17 protein-coding genes are annotated in these 16,160 nt (G+C 67.9%); 11 read left to right on the plus strand and 6 right to left on the minus strand.

Translation table 11 applies throughout. The annotated features are described in order from the left end of the window. Window positions 1-6: 6 nt before the first annotated feature. Window positions 7-417 (minus strand): arsenite efflux transporter metallochaperone ArsD, encoded by a 411-nt coding sequence (gene arsD / locus Q5696_RS18740; protein WP_305092754.1) that lies wholly within the window; start codon window positions 415-417, stop codon window positions 7-9. Window positions 418-435: 18 nt separating this feature from the next. Continuing rightward, the gene (locus Q5696_RS18745) at window positions 436-855 is read right to left on the minus strand and encodes an arsenate-mycothiol transferase ArsC (protein ID WP_305092755.1); all 420 of its coding nucleotides are present in this window, start codon (window positions 853-855) and stop codon (window positions 436-438) included. 78 nt (window positions 856-933) lie between these two features. Between Q5696_RS18745 and Q5696_RS18750 the strand changes: the two genes are divergently transcribed. The 4 genes from Q5696_RS18750 to Q5696_RS18765 all read left to right on the plus strand — a co-directional run bounded on the left by Q5696_RS18750 (window position 934) and on the right by Q5696_RS18765 (window position 4,055). Further along, window positions 934-1,335, plus strand: a complete 402-nt coding sequence (locus Q5696_RS18750; RefSeq protein WP_305092756.1) for an ArsR/SmtB family transcription factor — start codon at window positions 934-936, stop codon at window positions 1,333-1,335. Next, on the plus strand, window positions 1,332-2,417 hold the full coding sequence (gene arsB / locus Q5696_RS18755; RefSeq protein ID WP_305091636.1) for an ACR3 family arsenite efflux transporter: 1,086 nt from the start codon (window positions 1,332-1,334) through the stop codon (window positions 2,415-2,417). The genes Q5696_RS18750 and arsB overlap by 4 nt, the downstream gene beginning before the upstream one ends. A 38-nt stretch (window positions 2,418-2,455) precedes the next feature. After that, the gene (locus Q5696_RS18760; protein ID WP_305092757.1) at window positions 2,456-2,887 is read left to right on the plus strand and encodes an arsenate reductase ArsC; all 432 of its coding nucleotides are present in this window, start codon (window positions 2,456-2,458) and stop codon (window positions 2,885-2,887) included. Between the two features lie 133 nt (window positions 2,888-3,020). Beyond that, a complete protein-coding gene (locus Q5696_RS18765; protein ID WP_305095372.1) occupies window positions 3,021-4,055 on the plus strand; it encodes an ArsO family NAD(P)H-dependent flavin-containing monooxygenase in 1,035 nt (344 codons plus the stop codon). A 202-nt stretch (window positions 4,056-4,257) separates the two neighbouring features. Here Q5696_RS18765 and Q5696_RS18770 read toward each other — a convergent pair whose 3' ends face one another. The 4 genes from Q5696_RS18770 to Q5696_RS18785 all read right to left on the minus strand — a co-directional run bounded on the left by Q5696_RS18770 (window position 4,258) and on the right by Q5696_RS18785 (window position 8,036). Further along, entirely contained in the window at window positions 4,258-6,216 is a 1,959-nt protein-coding gene (locus Q5696_RS18770) for a heavy metal translocating P-type ATPase (RefSeq protein WP_305092758.1), read from the minus strand. Continuing rightward, window positions 6,213-6,590, minus strand: coding sequence for an ArsR/SmtB family transcription factor (locus Q5696_RS18775; protein ID WP_305092759.1), 378 nt, complete (start codon window positions 6,588-6,590; stop codon window positions 6,213-6,215). The genes Q5696_RS18770 and Q5696_RS18775 overlap by 4 nt, the downstream gene beginning before the upstream one ends. Window positions 6,591-6,807: 217 nt before the next feature. Continuing rightward, window positions 6,808-7,140 carry a thioredoxin family protein gene (locus Q5696_RS18780; RefSeq protein WP_305092760.1) on the minus strand — a complete coding sequence of 111 codons (333 nt, stop codon included), beginning with the start codon at window positions 7,138-7,140 and terminating at the stop codon, window positions 6,808-6,810. Continuing rightward, window positions 7,134-8,036 carry a GNAT family N-acetyltransferase gene (locus Q5696_RS18785; protein WP_305092761.1) on the minus strand — a complete coding sequence of 301 codons (903 nt, stop codon included), beginning with the start codon at window positions 8,034-8,036 and terminating at the stop codon, window positions 7,134-7,136. The genes Q5696_RS18780 and Q5696_RS18785 overlap by 7 nt, the downstream gene beginning before the upstream one ends. A gap of 94 nt (window positions 8,037-8,130) precedes the next feature. Here Q5696_RS18785 and Q5696_RS18790 point away from each other — a divergent pair, with 94 nt between their 5' ends. The 7 genes from Q5696_RS18790 (at window position 8,131) to Q5696_RS18820 (ending at window position 16,077) form a co-directional block, all read left to right on the plus strand. Further along, on the plus strand, window positions 8,131-9,471 hold the full coding sequence (locus tag Q5696_RS18790; RefSeq protein WP_305092762.1) for an NAD(P)-binding domain-containing protein: 1,341 nt from the start codon (window positions 8,131-8,133) through the stop codon (window positions 9,469-9,471). 4 nt (window positions 9,472-9,475) lie between these two features. Then, complete coding sequence (locus tag Q5696_RS18795; protein ID WP_305092763.1) at window positions 9,476-10,699, plus strand: MFS transporter; 1,224 nt, start codon at window positions 9,476-9,478, stop codon at window positions 10,697-10,699. A gap of 16 nt (window positions 10,700-10,715) precedes the next feature. Beyond that, entirely contained in the window at window positions 10,716-11,756 is a 1,041-nt protein-coding gene (locus Q5696_RS18800) for a flavin-containing monooxygenase (RefSeq protein WP_305092764.1), read from the plus strand. A gap of 168 nt (window positions 11,757-11,924) precedes the next feature. Then, entirely contained in the window at window positions 11,925-12,935 is a 1,011-nt protein-coding gene (locus Q5696_RS18805; RefSeq protein WP_305092765.1) for a hypothetical protein, read from the plus strand. Between the two features lie 39 nt (window positions 12,936-12,974). Continuing rightward, window positions 12,975-14,119, plus strand: a protein-coding gene (locus Q5696_RS18810) for an IS3 family transposase (RefSeq protein ID WP_305091796.1) whose coding sequence is annotated in 2 segments (ribosomal slippage) — window positions 12,975-13,248 and window positions 13,248-14,119 — 1,146 coding nt in all. Because the reading frame shifts where the segments join, the coding sequence is not laid out codon by codon here. A gap of 59 nt (window positions 14,120-14,178) precedes the next feature. Beyond that, complete coding sequence (locus Q5696_RS18815) at window positions 14,179-14,532, plus strand: hypothetical protein (RefSeq protein ID WP_305092766.1); 354 nt, start codon at window positions 14,179-14,181, stop codon at window positions 14,530-14,532. Window positions 14,533-14,850: 318 nt separating this feature from the next. Beyond that, on the plus strand, window positions 14,851-16,077 hold the full coding sequence (locus Q5696_RS18820) for a hypothetical protein (RefSeq protein ID WP_305092767.1): 1,227 nt from the start codon (window positions 14,851-14,853) through the stop codon (window positions 16,075-16,077). The last annotated feature ends 83 nt before the right edge of the window (window positions 16,078-16,160 follow it).

Consider the following 16,160-nt stretch of genomic DNA (forward strand, 5'->3'; position numbering starts at 1 on the left):
GACCTTTCAGCAGCAGCTGGTGTTGTCCGGGCCGTCGCCGCAGCAGGATCCGGCATCGGTGGTGTCGGCGAGGCCGAGCATCTGGATCCCGGCGGGCGCGGCCACCGGCTCGGCGGCGAGCCCGGCCCACTTGGCGAGCTGTGCACGGTCGGGGTAGCGGCCGGTGACGGCGGTGACGCCGTCGACGAGGACGAGGGGCAGGCCCTCGGAGCCGGAGAGCTGCAGGAACGCCTTGACCGGCTCCCGCTCGGCGAAGGCGAGCGGCGCATTGGCGAGGTTGAAGCGGGCGACGTCGCCGCCCTGGGAGTTGATCCAGTCCATGTCGGCGGTGAAGGTGACCAGGGCCTGGTCGACGTCGTCGCCGCACACTCCGGTGTTGCAGCACAGTGCGGGCTCGAAAACCTCGATACGGGTCATCAGGGGGTCCTCCAGTTTTCAAGGGTGGGTAGGGGCGGTGAGCTGGCCGGCGAGCTGCTCGACGCGGGCGGCGATGTCGTCACGGACCAGGCGCATGCGTTCGATGCCGTCGATGCCGCGTTCGGACGGCTCGTCGGTGTCCCAGTTCTCGAACCGGGTCCCCGGGACGGGATCGACGTGGGCCTCGCGTCCGAGGGTGACCACCACGTCGACTGCCCGCAGCAGCTGCGGGTCGATCGCCTTCGGGGTCTCGGCGGTGATGTCCACGCCGACCTCGAGGAGCGACTGCGCGGACAGGGCGTTGACCGCGGATCCGGGCTTGGTGCCGGCCGAGTGCACCTCGACCGCGTCGCCGGCGGCCTTGCGCATCAGCCCGGCCGCCATCTGGGACTTGCCGCCGTTCTTCACGCAGACGAACAGCACCGAAGGTTTGTTCACGCTCGGATCCTTCCGGGGTGGCCGTGTTCACCGGCCGTTCGGTTGACGAGTTGAATCGATAAGAGTCAATATAGACACATGTCGAATCAATCGTCGAGTGGGGTCGAGGCCTGCTGCTCGCCGCTCACGCGGGAGCCGTTGACCTCGGATTGGGCCTCTGACCTGGCCCGGATGTTCAAGGCGCTCGGGGATCCGGTGCGTCTGCGGATGCTGAGTCTGATCGCCAGCCACGAGAACGGCGAGAGTTGCGTGTGTGACATCTCGCCGGCGTTCGAGCTGTCGCAGCCGACGATCTCCCACCATCTGAAGGTGTTGCGTGAGGCCGGCCTGCTCGACTGCGAGCGGCGTGGCACCTGGGTGTACTACCGGGTGATCCCGTCCGCGCTCGCGCAGCTCTCGGCGGTGCTGTCACCGGAATCCGGCGTCGTCGAAGGCTCGGCCTGTGTGTCGGAAGCCGCAGTCGTGGAGGTGGCTCGGTGACCGAGACGACCACCCCTCCCGCTGTCGTCGGCAAGCTCTCGACCCTGGACCGGTTCCTCGCCGTGTGGATCGGCGTCGCGATGGCCGCCGGGCTGCTGCTGGGCCGGATGATTCCCGGCCTCGGCGACACCCTGTCATCGGTGGAACTCGACGGCATCTCCCTGCCGATCGCGCTCGGCCTTCTGATCATGATGTATCCGGTGCTGGCGAAGGTGCGCTACGACCGACTCGACACCGTCACCGGCGACCGGCGTCTGCTGCTCGGCTCCCTGCTGCTGAACTGGGTGCTCGGGCCGGCGCTGATGTTCGCCCTCGCGTGGATCTTCCTACCCGACCTGCCCGAGTACCGGACCGGGCTGATCATCGTCGGCCTCGCCCGCTGCATCGCGATGGTCATCATCTGGAACGACCTCGCCTGCGGCGACCGCGAGGCCGCCGCCGTGCTGGTCGCGATCAACTCCGTGTTCCAGGTGATCATGTTCGCCGTGCTCGGCTGGTTCTACCTCTCGGTCCTGCCCGGCTGGCTCGGGCTCGAGCAGACCACCATCGACACCTCCCCGTGGCAGATCGCGAAATCGGTGCTGATCTTCCTCGGCATCCCCCTGCTCGCCGGATTCCTCACCCGCCACTACGGAGAGAAGGCCAAGGGCCGCGAGTGGTACGAGGAGCGGTTCCTGCCGAAGATCGGGCCGTGGGCGCTCTACGGGCTGCTGTTCACCATCGTGATCCTCTTCGCGTTGCAGGGCGAGCAGATCACCTCGCAACCCCTCGATGTGGTCCGGATCGCGATCCCGCTGCTGGCATACTTCGCGCTCATGTGGGGCGGCGGCTACGCCCTCGGCGCCGCAATGGGCCTCGGCTACGAACGCACCACCACCCTCGCGTTCACCGCCGCGGGCAACAACTTCGAGCTCGCCATCGCGGTCGCCATCGCCACCTACGGCGCCACCTCCGGGCAAGCCCTCGCCGGTGTGGTCGGCCCGCTGATCGAAGTGCCGATCCTGGTCGGCCTCGTCTACGTCTCCCTCGCGCTCCGCAAACGCTTCACCCGCACCCCGGCGCCCACGCAGCTTCCCTCGTAATCGCACGACCGACTTCCCTTGCTTCCGAAAGGTTCTCGATGACCACCGCATCCCCGAACACCACGCCGTCGGTCCTGTTCGTCTGCGTCCACAACGCCGGCCGCTCCCAGATGGCCGCCGGATTCCTCACCGCACTGGCCGGTGACCGGATCGAGGTCCGCTCCGCAGGCAGCGCCCCGGCAGACCAGGTCAACCCGGCCGCGGTGGAAGCGATGGCCGAGATCGGTATCGACATCTCCACCCAGTCCCCGAAGATCCTCACCGCCGACGCCGTGCAGGCCTCGGATGTGGTGATCACGATGGGCTGTGGCGACACCTGCCCGGTCTTCCCCGGAAAGTCCTACCGCGACTGGACCCTCGACGACCCGGCCGGCCAGGGCGTCGACGCCGTCCGGCCGATCCGCGACGAGATTCGAGTGCGCGTCGAGGCGCTGATCGCCGAACTGACCACCGAACCCGCCCGCCCCTGACCGGGAACGTCCCCTCTCGTCGTCCCTGCGGGGCGGCACGGAAGGCACTCATGAGTACTGATGCGGCCATGTCCGACTGCCAGACGATCACCGCCGCCGGCTGAGCGTGATGGAGCAGCAATCGGTGACCGACATGGATGTGGTCGTGATCGGTGGCGGTCAGGCCGGGCTCGCCGCGGGCTACTACCTGCGGCGAGCCGGGCGCCGGTTCGTGATCCTCGACGACCAACCGGTACCGGGCGGGGCGTGGCCGCGCACCTGGCCGTCGCTGCGGCTGTTCTCCCCGGCGGAGTTCGCGGCCCTGCCGGGATGGCCCATGCCGCCCTGGGACAACGGATTCCCGCCCGCCTCGCACGTGGTCGACTACTTCACCGCCTACGAGGAGCGCTACGACCTGCCGATCGAGCGGCCCGTCCGGGTCACCGGTGTGGACCGCGACGGGCAGCACCTCGCCGTCACCACGAACCACGAGATCTGGCGGGCCCGACGGGTGATCAGCGCGACCGGCACCTGGCAGCAACCGTTCTGGCCGCTCTACCCGGGTGCGCGGGAGTTCACCGGCCGCCAACTCCACACCGTCGACTACCGGCAGCCGTCGGACTTCACGGGCGCCCGGGTGGTGATCGTCGGTGGCGGCAACTCCGCCGCCCAGCTCGTCGCCGAAATCTCCACCGCAGCCGCCACCACGTGGGTGACGACCCGGCCACCCCGCTTCCTCGCCGACGACGTCGACGGGCGGGTGCTGTTCCAGGTCGCGTCCGAGCGTGCCACGGCCATCGCCGCCGGGAAACCCGATCCCGGCGGACCCGCGTCGCTCGGCGACATCGTGATGGTTCCCGAAGTGCGCGAGGCCCGCGATCGCGGTGTCCTACAGGCGCTACCAATGTTCGACCGCCTCACCCGAGACGGCGTGGCCTGGGGAGACCTCGAGCAGCACGCGGATGTCATCGTGTGGGCCACCGGCTTTCGGCCCGCCCTGGCCCACCTGCGTCCGCTGCGGCTACGAGAGCACGACGGCACGATCGCCGTCTCGGGCACGAAGGCGCTCAAGGAGCCCCGCCTGCACCTGCTTGGCTACGGCGACTGGACCGGTCCCGGCTCGGCGACCATCCTCGGTGTCGGACGCACTGCCAAAGCTGCAGTCGCCCAACTCGACTTCGACGACTGACCACACTCGTCCGATAAGGGACCGACGACGAGCGCGCCCACGTTCACCCAGACCTTCCGCGGTGTGGGCGTTGCGCAGGTGCTCGGGTATGCGGGTCATGGTGCGTGGTCCTCGTTGGATTCGAGGAGCAATGCGCCGATGACGAGGGTGCGGCGGCCGCGGCGCCACCTGGCTGAGATCGAGGTGGTGGGCTCGGCGGAGGTCATGACCGAGCTCCGGCGATCGGTTCGCGCGTGATCGCCGATGGTGTGGCCGCGGTGAGGGTACGGGCGCGTCCGGCGCGGACGCCGTTGGCGATGACGACGATCTCGGCGACTTCGTGGACGAGGACGACCGCGGCCAGGCCGAGGACACCGAACAGGGCGAGCGGCATCAAGACGGTGATGATCGCCAGGGACAGGCCGACGTTCTGCAGCATGATCGTCCGAGACCGGCGCGCGTGGTGCAGCGCCTGAGGTAGGTGGCGCAGGTCCTCGCCCATCAGAGCGACGTCGGCAGTCTCGATCGCCACGTCGGTGCCCATCGCGCCCATCGCGATACCGAGGTCGGCGGTAGCGAGGGCGGGTGCGTCGTTGACTCCGTCGCCGACCATCGCGGTCGGACGAGCAGCACGGAGAGTTTCGACGATGCGGGCTTTGTCCTCGGGGCGCAGGTCGGCGTGCACTTCGTCGATGCCGACGTCGGCGGCCAGGGCGCGGGCGGTGCGGTCGTTGTCGCCGGTGAGCATCGCGACCTGGTAGCCGTCACGGCGCAGGCCGGCGATCACCTCGCGGGCCTCGGGGCGGAGTTCGTCGCGGACGGCGACCGCCCCGATCACGGTTCCGGCGCGTTCGATCAGGACCGCGGTGGCGCCGGCGTGCTGCATCCGTTCGATGTCGGTGGCGAGGGGGCCGGGGTCGATCCAGCCGGGTCGACCGAGCCGAACCGGTGCGCCGTCGATGCGGCCGGTCAGTCCGGCGCCGGTCACGGCATCGACATCGTCGGCGGGCACGTAGTGGTCGACGGCGGCGAGAATCGCTCGGGCCAGCGGGTGTTCGCTGCGGGCCTCCAACGCCGCGGCCACCGCGAGAACATCGTCGCGGGTGGCGCCGTTAGCGGCGGCGACGTCGATCACGACGGGCTGATTGCGGGTGAGGGTGCCGGTCTTGTCCAACGCGACGGTGCGGATGCGGCCGAGCGCTTCGAGGGCGGCACCGCCCTTGACCAGGACTCCGAGCTTGGACGCGGCGCCGATTGCAGCGACGACCGTGACGGGGATCGCGATCGCCAGCGCGCACGGTGAGGCGGCGACGAGCACCACGAGGGCACGTTCGATCCACACCCGCGGATCCCCGGCCAGGCTGCCGACGGCGGCGATGACCGCGGCCGCGACCATCACGGCCGGGACGAGCGGCTTGGCTATCTTGTCGGCCAGGCGCTGCGCCTCGCCCTTGCGGGACTGCTCGGCCTCGACGATCCGCACGATCTTGGCCAGCGAGTTGTCTTGCGCGCCAGCGGTGACCTCGACCTCGAGGACGCCGGTGCCGTTGATCGACCCGGCGAACACCTCGTCCCCGGGGCCTGCTTCGACGGGCACCGATTCGCCGGTGATCGCGGAGGTGTCCAGGGCGGTGCGTCCGGTGCGGATGACGCCGTCGGTAGCGATCCGCACCCCGGGCTTGACGATCATGATCTCGCCGAGAGCGAGCTCGGCCGGCGGGACGGTCTCCTCGCGGCCGCAGCGGAGCACCGTGGCGGTGTCCGGGACCAGGGACAACAGGGATCGCAGTCCGCGGCGGGTGCGGGTGACCGCGTACTCTTCGAGTCCCTCGCTGATCGCGAACAGGAACGCGAGCATGGCGGCCTCGCCGACCTCGCCGAGCAGGACCGCGCCGACGGCGGCGATCGTCATCAGGGTTCCGACGCCGATCTTGCCCTTGGCCAGTCGCTTGAGCGTGGACGGGACGAACGTGTAGCCGGCGACGATCAGAGCGGCCGCCTCGAGCCCCACGCCGAGAGCATCGGCTCCGCCGGTCACGCGGACGATCAGCGCCGCGACCAGCAGCACGCCGGCCGCGGCGGCGGCGCGGATCTCGGTGATGTGCCAGACCTTTTCGGGCTCGTGTTCTTCCTCGCCTTCGGGGCGTGGTTCGTCGTGGCCGCAGCCGCACGCGTCGCTCACGACTTCTCCTCGGCGTCGGTGCCGTAGTTCGGACACAACGCGACCGCGTTCCCGGTCGCCGCCAGCAGCGTCTCCGCCGAGGCGAGTAGATCCATCAACTCCGGCCGGGCCAGCGCATAGAACACCTGCCGCCCCTGCGGGCGGCCGATCACCAGTCCGCAGTCCCGCAGACACGCCACATGCGCCGACACCGTCGACTGCGCCAACCCCAGCTCGCCGACCAGATCCGCCACCCGAGCCTCGCCCGCAGCGAGGCGGCGCACGATCGCCAGCCGGGTCCCGTCCGAGAGGCTGTGGAACAGCGCCACTGCAGCGTCGAGGGTCGAGCCGGTACCCCTCGATGCCAGGCACCCATCCGCACTATCAATCGTCATACGGCGATGATAACCGGTGAACTACGATGTTAGAGGGGCTGGAGATCAGGTGAGGACATGGAGAACTGGCTGACGAATCTGCAGGCCTGGTGGGCCTGTCAGGTGATGATGGCGAACGGAACATGTGAGATGCGCGCGTGCACGCCGATGACGGGCTGCTGCTAGATCGCGTGTTGCTTTGGCCACGGAAACGCTGATCTGGACTGAGTGCCGGACCTCAGCGTCGTTGCCGCAGCTCCGCCCGGCAGAGCGCCGCGACGAGGTCGGTCACTGTCGGTGCCCCGGCCGGGCCGTCGGGGGTGTGGTAGACCCTGCAGGTCAGCCCCACCCCGGTGGTCGGCCCGCAGGCGTCGACTCCGTCGATGCGGATGGTGGGCGAACCAGGAAACGCTTCGCGTTCCGCCTCGTCCGGGGTGTCGATCGCCCGGAGCACGATCGGCGTGCCGGCGTTCCCGGTCTCAGCGAGCGCCTCGGCGATCCGATCCCGGGCAATCTGCCAGTTGGGGCAGTCGTCGAAGTAGAGCAGCTCGATGTCCACGGCCGTCAGCACTCTGCGCAGTCGGCGGCCCCGGCCTCGGATCGCCGTTCGAGCAGGACGGTGTCGCGCCACTCGCCGCCGAGCTGGGCGATGCGTTCGCGGACACCGACGGTGCGGAACCCGGCCGAGTGGTGCAGCGCGATCGCCGCCCGATTCTCCGGGAAGACCGAGGTCTGCAGCGTCCACAGGCCGGCCTGATCGGCGGCGATCACCTGCGTCCGGAGCAGGGCTTTGCCGACGCCGCGACCGCGCCAGCCGTCGGCGACACAGACCGTGTTCTCGGCGACTCCGCGGAAGCGCTCGTGCGGCGACGCCGGGGTCAGAGCGGCCCAGCCGACGACGGTGCCGTCGATCTCGGCGACCCACCGGTGATCCGGGAGCCACTGGGTGTCCAGCGCCTTCCGCGGCGGCACCTCGGTGGCGAAGGTAGTGAGACCTGTGGCGATGGCGTCGCCGTAGATGCGGCGCACTGCCGGCCAGTCCTCGTCGGTCATCGGCCGCACGGTGACGTCGCCGGGGAGATCGTCCGGGCAGCACGGGCGCTGGGTGAGCAGGCCCATGACCGCGTCGGCCGCGCTCGGCAGGCCGGTGCAGCACGCCGGGTTGACCACCACGACCGAGCTGGTGCCGTCCTTGTGGACGGTCACGAAGCCGACGTCGGCGAGCTTGCGGACGTGGTGCGAGATGGTCGGCTGACCGATGCCCAGCCGGGTGGCCAGCTCCCCGATGCTGACCCCGGCCGGGGTGCTGGCGACCTCGTGGAGCAGCCGAACACGGGTCGGTTCGGCCAGGCAGGCGAACCAACCGGCGTAGGTGGCCGCGTCCTCGGCCGCTAGACCGGCCGACGGATGCCCGGCACCAGCGCGGGACGGGACACGGCACTCGGCGGACTCAGTGGACGTAACCATGACCCGAGTATATCGATCGACATCGATGGTTGCATTCATCGATGACCATCGATACTCTGGCATTGATCGAAGAACATCGATGAAAGGTCGAATGATGAACGACTTGCCCGTCGTCGTGATCGGTGCCGGACCCATCGGTCTGGCCGCCGCCGCCGAACTGCGCGAACGCCAGCTCACCCCGCTGGTCTTCGAGCAGGGCCCCCGCGCAGGAGCTGCAGTGGCCGAGTGGAACCACGTGCGACTGTTCTCCCGCTGGGCCGAGGTCATCGACCCTGCCGCCCGCCGCCTGCTCGACCAGACCGGCTGGAATGCCCCCGACGATGAGGCGTACCTGACCGGGCAGGAGTGGGTCCGCGACTACCTCGCCCCGCTCGCCGCCGCGCTCGGTGACGCCGTGCAGTTCGGCACCGAGGTCGTCGGCGTCGCCCGCCGCGGCCGCGACCTCGTCGTCGACTCCGGCCGCGACACCGAACCGCTGTCCGTGCACATCCGCCGCGCCGACGGCACCGAGGACCGTGTACTTGCGCAGGCGGTCATCGACGCCTCCGGCACCTGGGGCAGCCCGAACCCGCTCGGCGGCGAAGGCCTGCCCGCACTCGGGGAGAAGGCTGCGGCCGACGTCATCTCCTACCGCGTCCCGGACCTCGACGACCGGGAAGTGCGCGCGCAGTACGCGGGCAAGCACACCGCGATCGCCGGCGGCGGCCACTCGGCACTGAACGCCATCGTTGCTCTCGCCGCGCTCGAGAAGGAAGCACCCGGCACTCGGATCACCTGGATCCTGCGCCGCGGCGACGTCGCCTCCACGTTCGGTGGCGGCGAATCCGACCAGCTGCCCGCCCGCGGCGCCCTGGGCCTGAAGGCGAAGCAGGCCGTCGACGACGGCCTGCTGAACGTCGTCACCGGCTTCCGCACCGCCGCAGTCGAACCCGCAGACCAGAACCAGGTTGCCCTGACCTCCGACAACGGTCAGCGAGTCGACACCATCGACCGCGTCGTGGTGCTCACCGGGTTCCGGCCCGAGCTGTCCTTCCTCTCGGAGATCCGCCTCGGCCTCGACCCGGTCCTGCAAGCCCCGACCGAGCTGGCCCCGCTGATCGACCCGAACGTGCACTCCTGCGGCACCGTCTACCCGCACGGCGCCAAGGAACTCAGCCACCCCGAACCCGGCTTCTACCTGGCCGGCATGAAGAGCTACGGCCGCGCACCGACGTTCCTGGCCATGACCGGCTACGAGCAGGTCCGCAGCATCGCCGCCGCCATCGCCGGTGACCACGAGGCCGCCGCCCGCGTCGAGCTGATCCTCCCCGAAACCGGGGTCTGCGGCGGCGCAGGGGTATTCGACGAGCCCGACGCCGACGCCGACGAGGGCGGCTGCTGCGGCGCGCCGCAGCCGGAGTTGGTGACCCTGACCGCACCCGGCGGGGCACGCTAGCCCGATGACGGACACCAAGACCCCGCCGCAGACCGACACCCTTCCCGCGGCCGGTCTGCGGCGGGTCTTGGCGATCCTGTGCCTGACGGAGATCACCAGCTGGGGAATCCTCTACTACGCGTTCCCCGTGCTGTCGGTGTCGATCACCGACGACACCGGCTGGTCCTTGCAGACGATCATGGCCGCGTTCTCGATCGGCCAGCTCGCCGCCGCATTCACCGGCATCCCCGTCGGCCGGATCATCGACCGCATCGGCCCGCGCGCCATCATGACCGCCGGCTCCGTACTCGCCGTGCCCGCACTGCTTCTCATCGCGACCGCACACAACCTGCCGACGTTCTACGCCGGCTGGATCCTCGCCGGCATCGCGATGGGCGCCGTGCTCTACCCGCCCGCGTTCGCGGCCCTGACACGCTGGTACGGCGACAGCTACGTCAAGGCGCTGATGATCCTCACCCTCGCCGCAGGCCTGGCGAGCACCGTCTTCGCCCCGCTCGCCGCCACTTTGGTCGAGCGAACCGACTGGCGCGACACCTATCTCGTCCTCGCCGCGGTCCTCGCCATCATCACCATCCCCGCCCACCTGTGGGGGCTGCGTGGCCGGTGGCCGCACCCGCCGGCACCGGCACACGGAGATACGGCCGATCACCGCGACGCCTCTCGCAGCCCCGCGTTCCTCGCGCTCGTCGTCGCCCTGAGCCTCGGAGCGTTCGCCGCGTTCGCCGGCGTGTTCAACCTCGTCCCGCTGCTCACCGAACAAGGCTTCTCCCCGTCCCTGGCGGCCCTGACCTTGGGATTGAGCGGCGCGGGACAGCTCCTCGGCCGCATCGGCTACCTGCCCCTCGCGGCCCGTACCTCGGCTCGCAGCCGGGCTATCGGCGTCCTCGCCGCCACCGCCGTCAGCACCGCACTGCTGGGCATCGTGGCCACGGTCGCCACCCTGATCACCGTCGCGATCGGCGCCGGACTGATCCGGGGACTGTTCACCCTCGTCCAAGCCACCGCCATCACCGACCGGTGGGGCGCCACCCACTACGGCCGCCTCAACGGCCTGATGTCCGCCCCCATCGTCATCGTCATGGCACTCGCCCCCTGGGCCGGCACCGCCCTATCGAACTGGACCGGCAGCTACGCCCACGCCTACCTCGTCCTCGGCGCCATCGCCCTCCTCGCAGCCCTCGTCGCGGCCGCCAGCGTCCCCCGCCGCACCGCCGAAGCCACTCCCTGATTCGAAGGACCCCCACATGCCTCACTACGACGCCCTCATCGTGGGCGCCGGCCAGTCCGGGCTGGCCACTGCCCACGCCCTCCGCCAGCGCGGCCTGACCGCCGCGATCCTCGAAGCCTCCGACGACACCGCCGGATCCTGGCCGCACTACTACGACAGCCTCACCCTGTTCTCGCCCGCGAAATACAGCTCCCTACCGGGACTTTCCTTCCCCGGCAACCCCGACCACTACCCGCACCGCGACGAAGTCGTCGACTACCTGCGCCACTACGCCAAGGGCCTCGGCGTCGACATCCGCCTCAACCACCGGGTCGTCACCGTCGACCACGACGGACACACCTTCGCCGCCCACACCGACACGGGGACCGTCTTCACCGCGCCCCGGCTCGTCGCTGCCACAGGCGGATTCGGCTCGCCTCACCTCCCCGTACTGCCAGGGCAAGACACCTTCACCGGAAAACTGCTGCACGCCAGCACCTACCGCACCCCCACCGACCACACCGGCGAGAACGTCATCGTCGTCGGCGCCGGCAACTCCGCGGTCCAGATCGCCGCGGAACTCGCCGCCACGGCCACGGTCACTCTCGCCAGCCGTGCGCCGGTGAAGTTCGCCCCGCAACGCCCTCTCGGCCGAGACATGCACTTCTGGTTCACCATCACCGGCATCGACGCCCTCCCCATCGGACACCGGATCACCAACCCGCCCACCGTGCCGGTCTTCGACACCGGCCGCTACCGCGCCGCCCTCACCGCATCCCAACCCGCCACCCGAGAGATGTTCACCCGACTCGACGGCCACACCACCGTATGGCGAGACGGCACCACCAGCGACGTCGACGCGATCATCCTCGCCACCGGATACACACCCCACCTGCCCTACCTCGCCGGTACCGGCGCCCTCGACCAGGCCGGACGCCCCCTGCAACGGAAAGGCCTGTCCACCACCCACACCGGACTCGGCTACATCGGCCTCGAATGGCAACGCAGCCTCTCCTCCGCATCCCTACGAGGAGTCGGCCGCGACGCCCGCCACCTGGTGCCCCGACTGGGGCATTGACTCCTCCTCGTTTCGCCAACACAACGACGCGACAGGGAAGTCCATCGAAATCCCTCAATCGCGACGCGGCGGTGCCAACGGCGACGTTGGCACAACCAGCCAGAACAACCCATCCCGCGAGCGCCCCGGCGACAGGACGGCGCTATCTGTCGCGGACGACACGGTCGCATGGCCGCACCCGGTCAGCAGCCGTTTCTCCCCGAGAACCTTGTCGGCTGCTCCTGCCAGAATCACCTGATGCAGCCTTCTTTTGATGCGGACAGCAGAAGAGCGCCGGAGCCAACGCAGCCGTACGGGTCCGCGGGAGACCTACCGACGGTCCAAACGCTTCGTACACAGCTTGCCGAAATGCGGGCACTCGCTCGCGTGGTCCCCGGCGTCGACACCTCACAGTTGGACTCGACAGAGCGAGGCATAGATGAGCTGGTGCGCGTCGTCGACGCCTTCTATGAGTTGCTCGGACCGCGGTGCTGGGTATTCACCGACGATCTCAACGTTTCCGAGATGGGCAAGATCGTGGCCGAGTCACCCGACGGCAGTGACGCCGAACGCCGACTAATCGCGTACTACCAGCAGGACACGCCCTTGGACGTGGCTGTCGCGCGACTGCATCGGTTCCCTGCGATGAAACCGCGCCTGGCACTCGTGGACAAGGCGAAGCGGGACTATCGGGAGGGTCGCTACAGCACCGTACTTGTGCTTCTCGCGGTTATGGACGGGTTCGTTCAAGACATCACCGAGCACGACGCACAACGGCGCAACCTCACCACCACCGAGGCTCAAGAACTCGTAGCGTGGGACAGCGTCGCCGGGCATCATATGGGCCTGTCAAACGCGCACGACACGTTCTGGCGAGCGTTCAAGAAGACTCGTAGCGAGCCGACGACTGAGTTGTTCCGAAACGGGATCATGCACGGCATGCTTGTCGACTTCGATAACGACGTCGTGGCCACGAAGGCATGGAACCGTCTGTTCGCAGTCACCGATTGGGCTACCGGTCGGGATAAAAAAGCACAGCCATCTGCACCGGAGCCGACGATTGAGGATGTGGTTGCGAAGTACATCGAGGTACAGGCTGATCGTGCACGACTAGAGGAGTGGTTGCCACACGAGCACACGCTCGCGACGGACGAGACTCAATGGAGCAACGGGACTGCCCCGGCTTTGGTTGACTCCTGACCGGTGAGGATTGATCCTCACCTGGAAGGATCATTGATCATGCCCAGGCCCTACCCCGCAGAGTTCCGCCGCGACGTCGTCGCCGTCGCCCGCAAGGGCGATGCGCCGTTGTCCCGGATCGCGAAGGACTTCGGAATCTCCGAGGCCACACTGCACAACTGGCTCAAGAAGGCCGACATCGAGGACGGTGTCCGTCCCGGCGTGACCGAGCAGGAGTCCGCCGAGCTGCGTGAACTGCGCAAACGCAACCGCCTGCTCGAGCAGGAGAACGAGATCCTGCGGCGGGCCGCGGCGTTCTTCGCCCGCGAGTTGCCCCCAAAATGACCTACCCGCTGGTCCTCGACCTTGCCGCCGACGGCATCGCCGTCGCGGTGACCTGCCGGGTGCTCGGATTCTCCACCCAAGCGTTCTACAAGTGGTGCCAGGACCCTGTCTCGCAGCGTGATTGGGACGACGCCCACCTGATCAACGCCGCTTTCACCATCCACGCCGACGACCCGGCGTTCGGGTACCGGTTCATCGCGGACGAGCTCCCGAGCCGAGGTATCACCGCCGGCGAGAACAGGGTGCAGCGGTTGTGCTCACAGCAGCGGATCTGGTCGGCCTTCGCGAAGAAACGCGGTCTGAGCCGCAAGTCCGGACCGCCAGTCCACGACGACCTCGTCGCCCGCGAATTCGCTGCGGACAGGCCCGACAAGCTGTGGCTGACCGACATCACCGAGCACCACACCGATGAGGGCAAGCTCTACCTGTGTGCGATCAAGGACTGCTTCGGGGGCCGGATCGTCGGCTACTCGATCGATTCCCGCATGACCTCCGAGCTGGCAGTGGCGGCGTTGCGGAACGCGATCGCCCTCCGTGGCCCGGCGGGGACGATCGTGCATTCCGACAGGGGCAGTCAATTTCGTTCCAGAAGATTCGTGGAACTGTTGTCCGCCAAAGGGTTACGGGGTTCGATGGGGCGTGTCGGGGCGTGTGGCGACAATGCGGCGATGGAGTCGTTCTTCTCGCTGCTGCAGAAAAATGTCCTCGACCGGCAGCGCTGGGCTTCTCGCGACGAACTCCGCATGGCGATCGTGATCTGGATCGAACGCACCTACCACCGTCGGCGTCGTCAACGCGGCCTCGGCAAGCTCACCCCGGTCGAGTATGAGACCCTCAATCAGGCCCCACTCGCGGCCTGAACCTCTACACCCCGCGAGTCAACTGAACTCGGGGCAGTCCCAACCTCGACCGCACCTGCGTGCAGTTCCTCGGCGATTGGCAACATCGCCGATGGGGACTCCTCGCGGAGCACTTGTGGGCGCCTACAACCGGCACCAACCGACGAACGAACAAGGGCAACATCGCCGATGTAAGGCGCACCTACAGCCACTTTCCGTTGTCGAAGTGGACCATCAACAGGGTCTACCACAAGGGCGCATCGATGGCGCTGGTTACTGCTGGCCTCGCCTTCGACGGCGTCGAGCGCATCGCAACGCTTCGGTGGCTGTACACCGACCTGGCTGGTGAACAACTCTATGACTGGCAAGCCGGCGGCGTGTGGAGGCTAGCCACTCATGATCCCGACCAGTTTTTCGACCGACAGGACTCATAGTCACACGGATGAGGTCGGGTATCCGGTTGACGATCGGGACTTCCCCCGATCTGGCTACCCCAGTACCGATCACCCAAACCGGCTCCTTGACAGCGCAACTGGACATGACGCCGATCCAAGTCCCCTCCAGACTTCTGTGATCTGGAACCCCGTCAAGTGGGATGACCGAGTGGTCAAGCGAGCCAATCGACAACCACCCCAGGCAAGCCCACGATTGGCGAACACCTCTCGCTGCCCCCGGGCGCGAGCTCGTCGGTCATCACCGTGAACAATCGACTCTCGACCGGAATTGAACGAGGGAGAATAGGCGTGACACGGATGGACGAGACCCAACATCGGCTCGTTTCCTGGACCGAAGGTCAGGAGTCTGAACGGCTCGCAGCCCAGATCCTGGCCGATCAGGGCTATCAGGACATCGATCCGTCACACCCCTACGGCGGCAAGGACGGCGGCCGCGACATCATCTGCAGCCGCGACGGCAAACCGTGGATCGGGGCCGTCTACTTTCCGCGGGGGCAGAAGTCGATATCCGAGATCACAAGCAAGCTCGCCAGCGACCTGAAGTCCGCGCGCGAGCATAATCCGCACGGTCTGGCGTTTGTCACCAACCAGGAGGTGAAGCTGGCCGAACGGGATGCCCTCAACAAACTGGCCGACGACATCGAGATCGACATCTTTCACATGGAACGAGTCGCTTTCGTCTTGAATCAACCACACATGCATTCGCTGCGCAAGCAGTACCTCGACATCGACACGGGCCCAGTTCCCCTCGACATCCACCTCTCCATCGACGGTGCAGCGCACTACTTCGTGGACGGCAATGAACTCCGTGACGGGCTCATCGAGAAGGAGGTCCAGCGCATCCGTGAAGCTGCGGCCAAGTCCCGAGCCATCTCGCCAGCCGAACGAGCTAAACTGGACATGATCGCCAAGGCGATGAACCGGGGAGAGCTCGGTGACCCTCCGAGTGAAGAGGACACCGAGAAGACGGTGGCCGCACTGCGAGAGCGCGTGGAACGCAACTGGCCGCGTAGCGAGGAATGGCTCGGGACTCGGGGCTGGGACGGCCTACGGTTCACCGTCACCAACAACGCCGAGTCGTTCCTCACCCGGGTGGAGTTGGTCATCACTTTCCATGGCGTGAAGGGCTTCGAGACGGACTACCTCCACAACCCCAACCATATCTTCCGATACCTCCTCAACCCTGATTGGGAGCCCACCGACTGGCACGATGGGATGGCTACGCCGATGTCCATCCCCAGGCTGGCAAACCAGGAGGTGCAGTGGGAGAACGACGGCGGCGATCTCACGGTGACAATCGGACTCGAGGAGTTGCGGCCACAACCGGCGGCATGGCGAAGCAACCCCGATGAGGTGATCGTCATGGTCCCGCGGACCGATACGCCCATCGAGGTCACCTGGTTCGCCACCGCTCACGGGCACGGGACCGCATTCAGGGGCGAACCGATCGCTCTGCCTGTCGACGCGGCATCGTTTCGGGATGCACTGGGCCGACTAATCAATGGCGAGGACGCCGATGCCTAGTGAGGTATAGGCGCTCATCGGCGCGCCGCGACACCCGCACTCTCACCGATTAGTTCTCGTCGCCGGCTACCGGGGATGAGCTC

The sequence above is a fragment of the Prescottella sp. R16 genome, from assembly GCF_030656875.1.
GTDB lineage: Bacteria > Actinomycetota > Actinomycetes > Mycobacteriales > Mycobacteriaceae > Prescottella.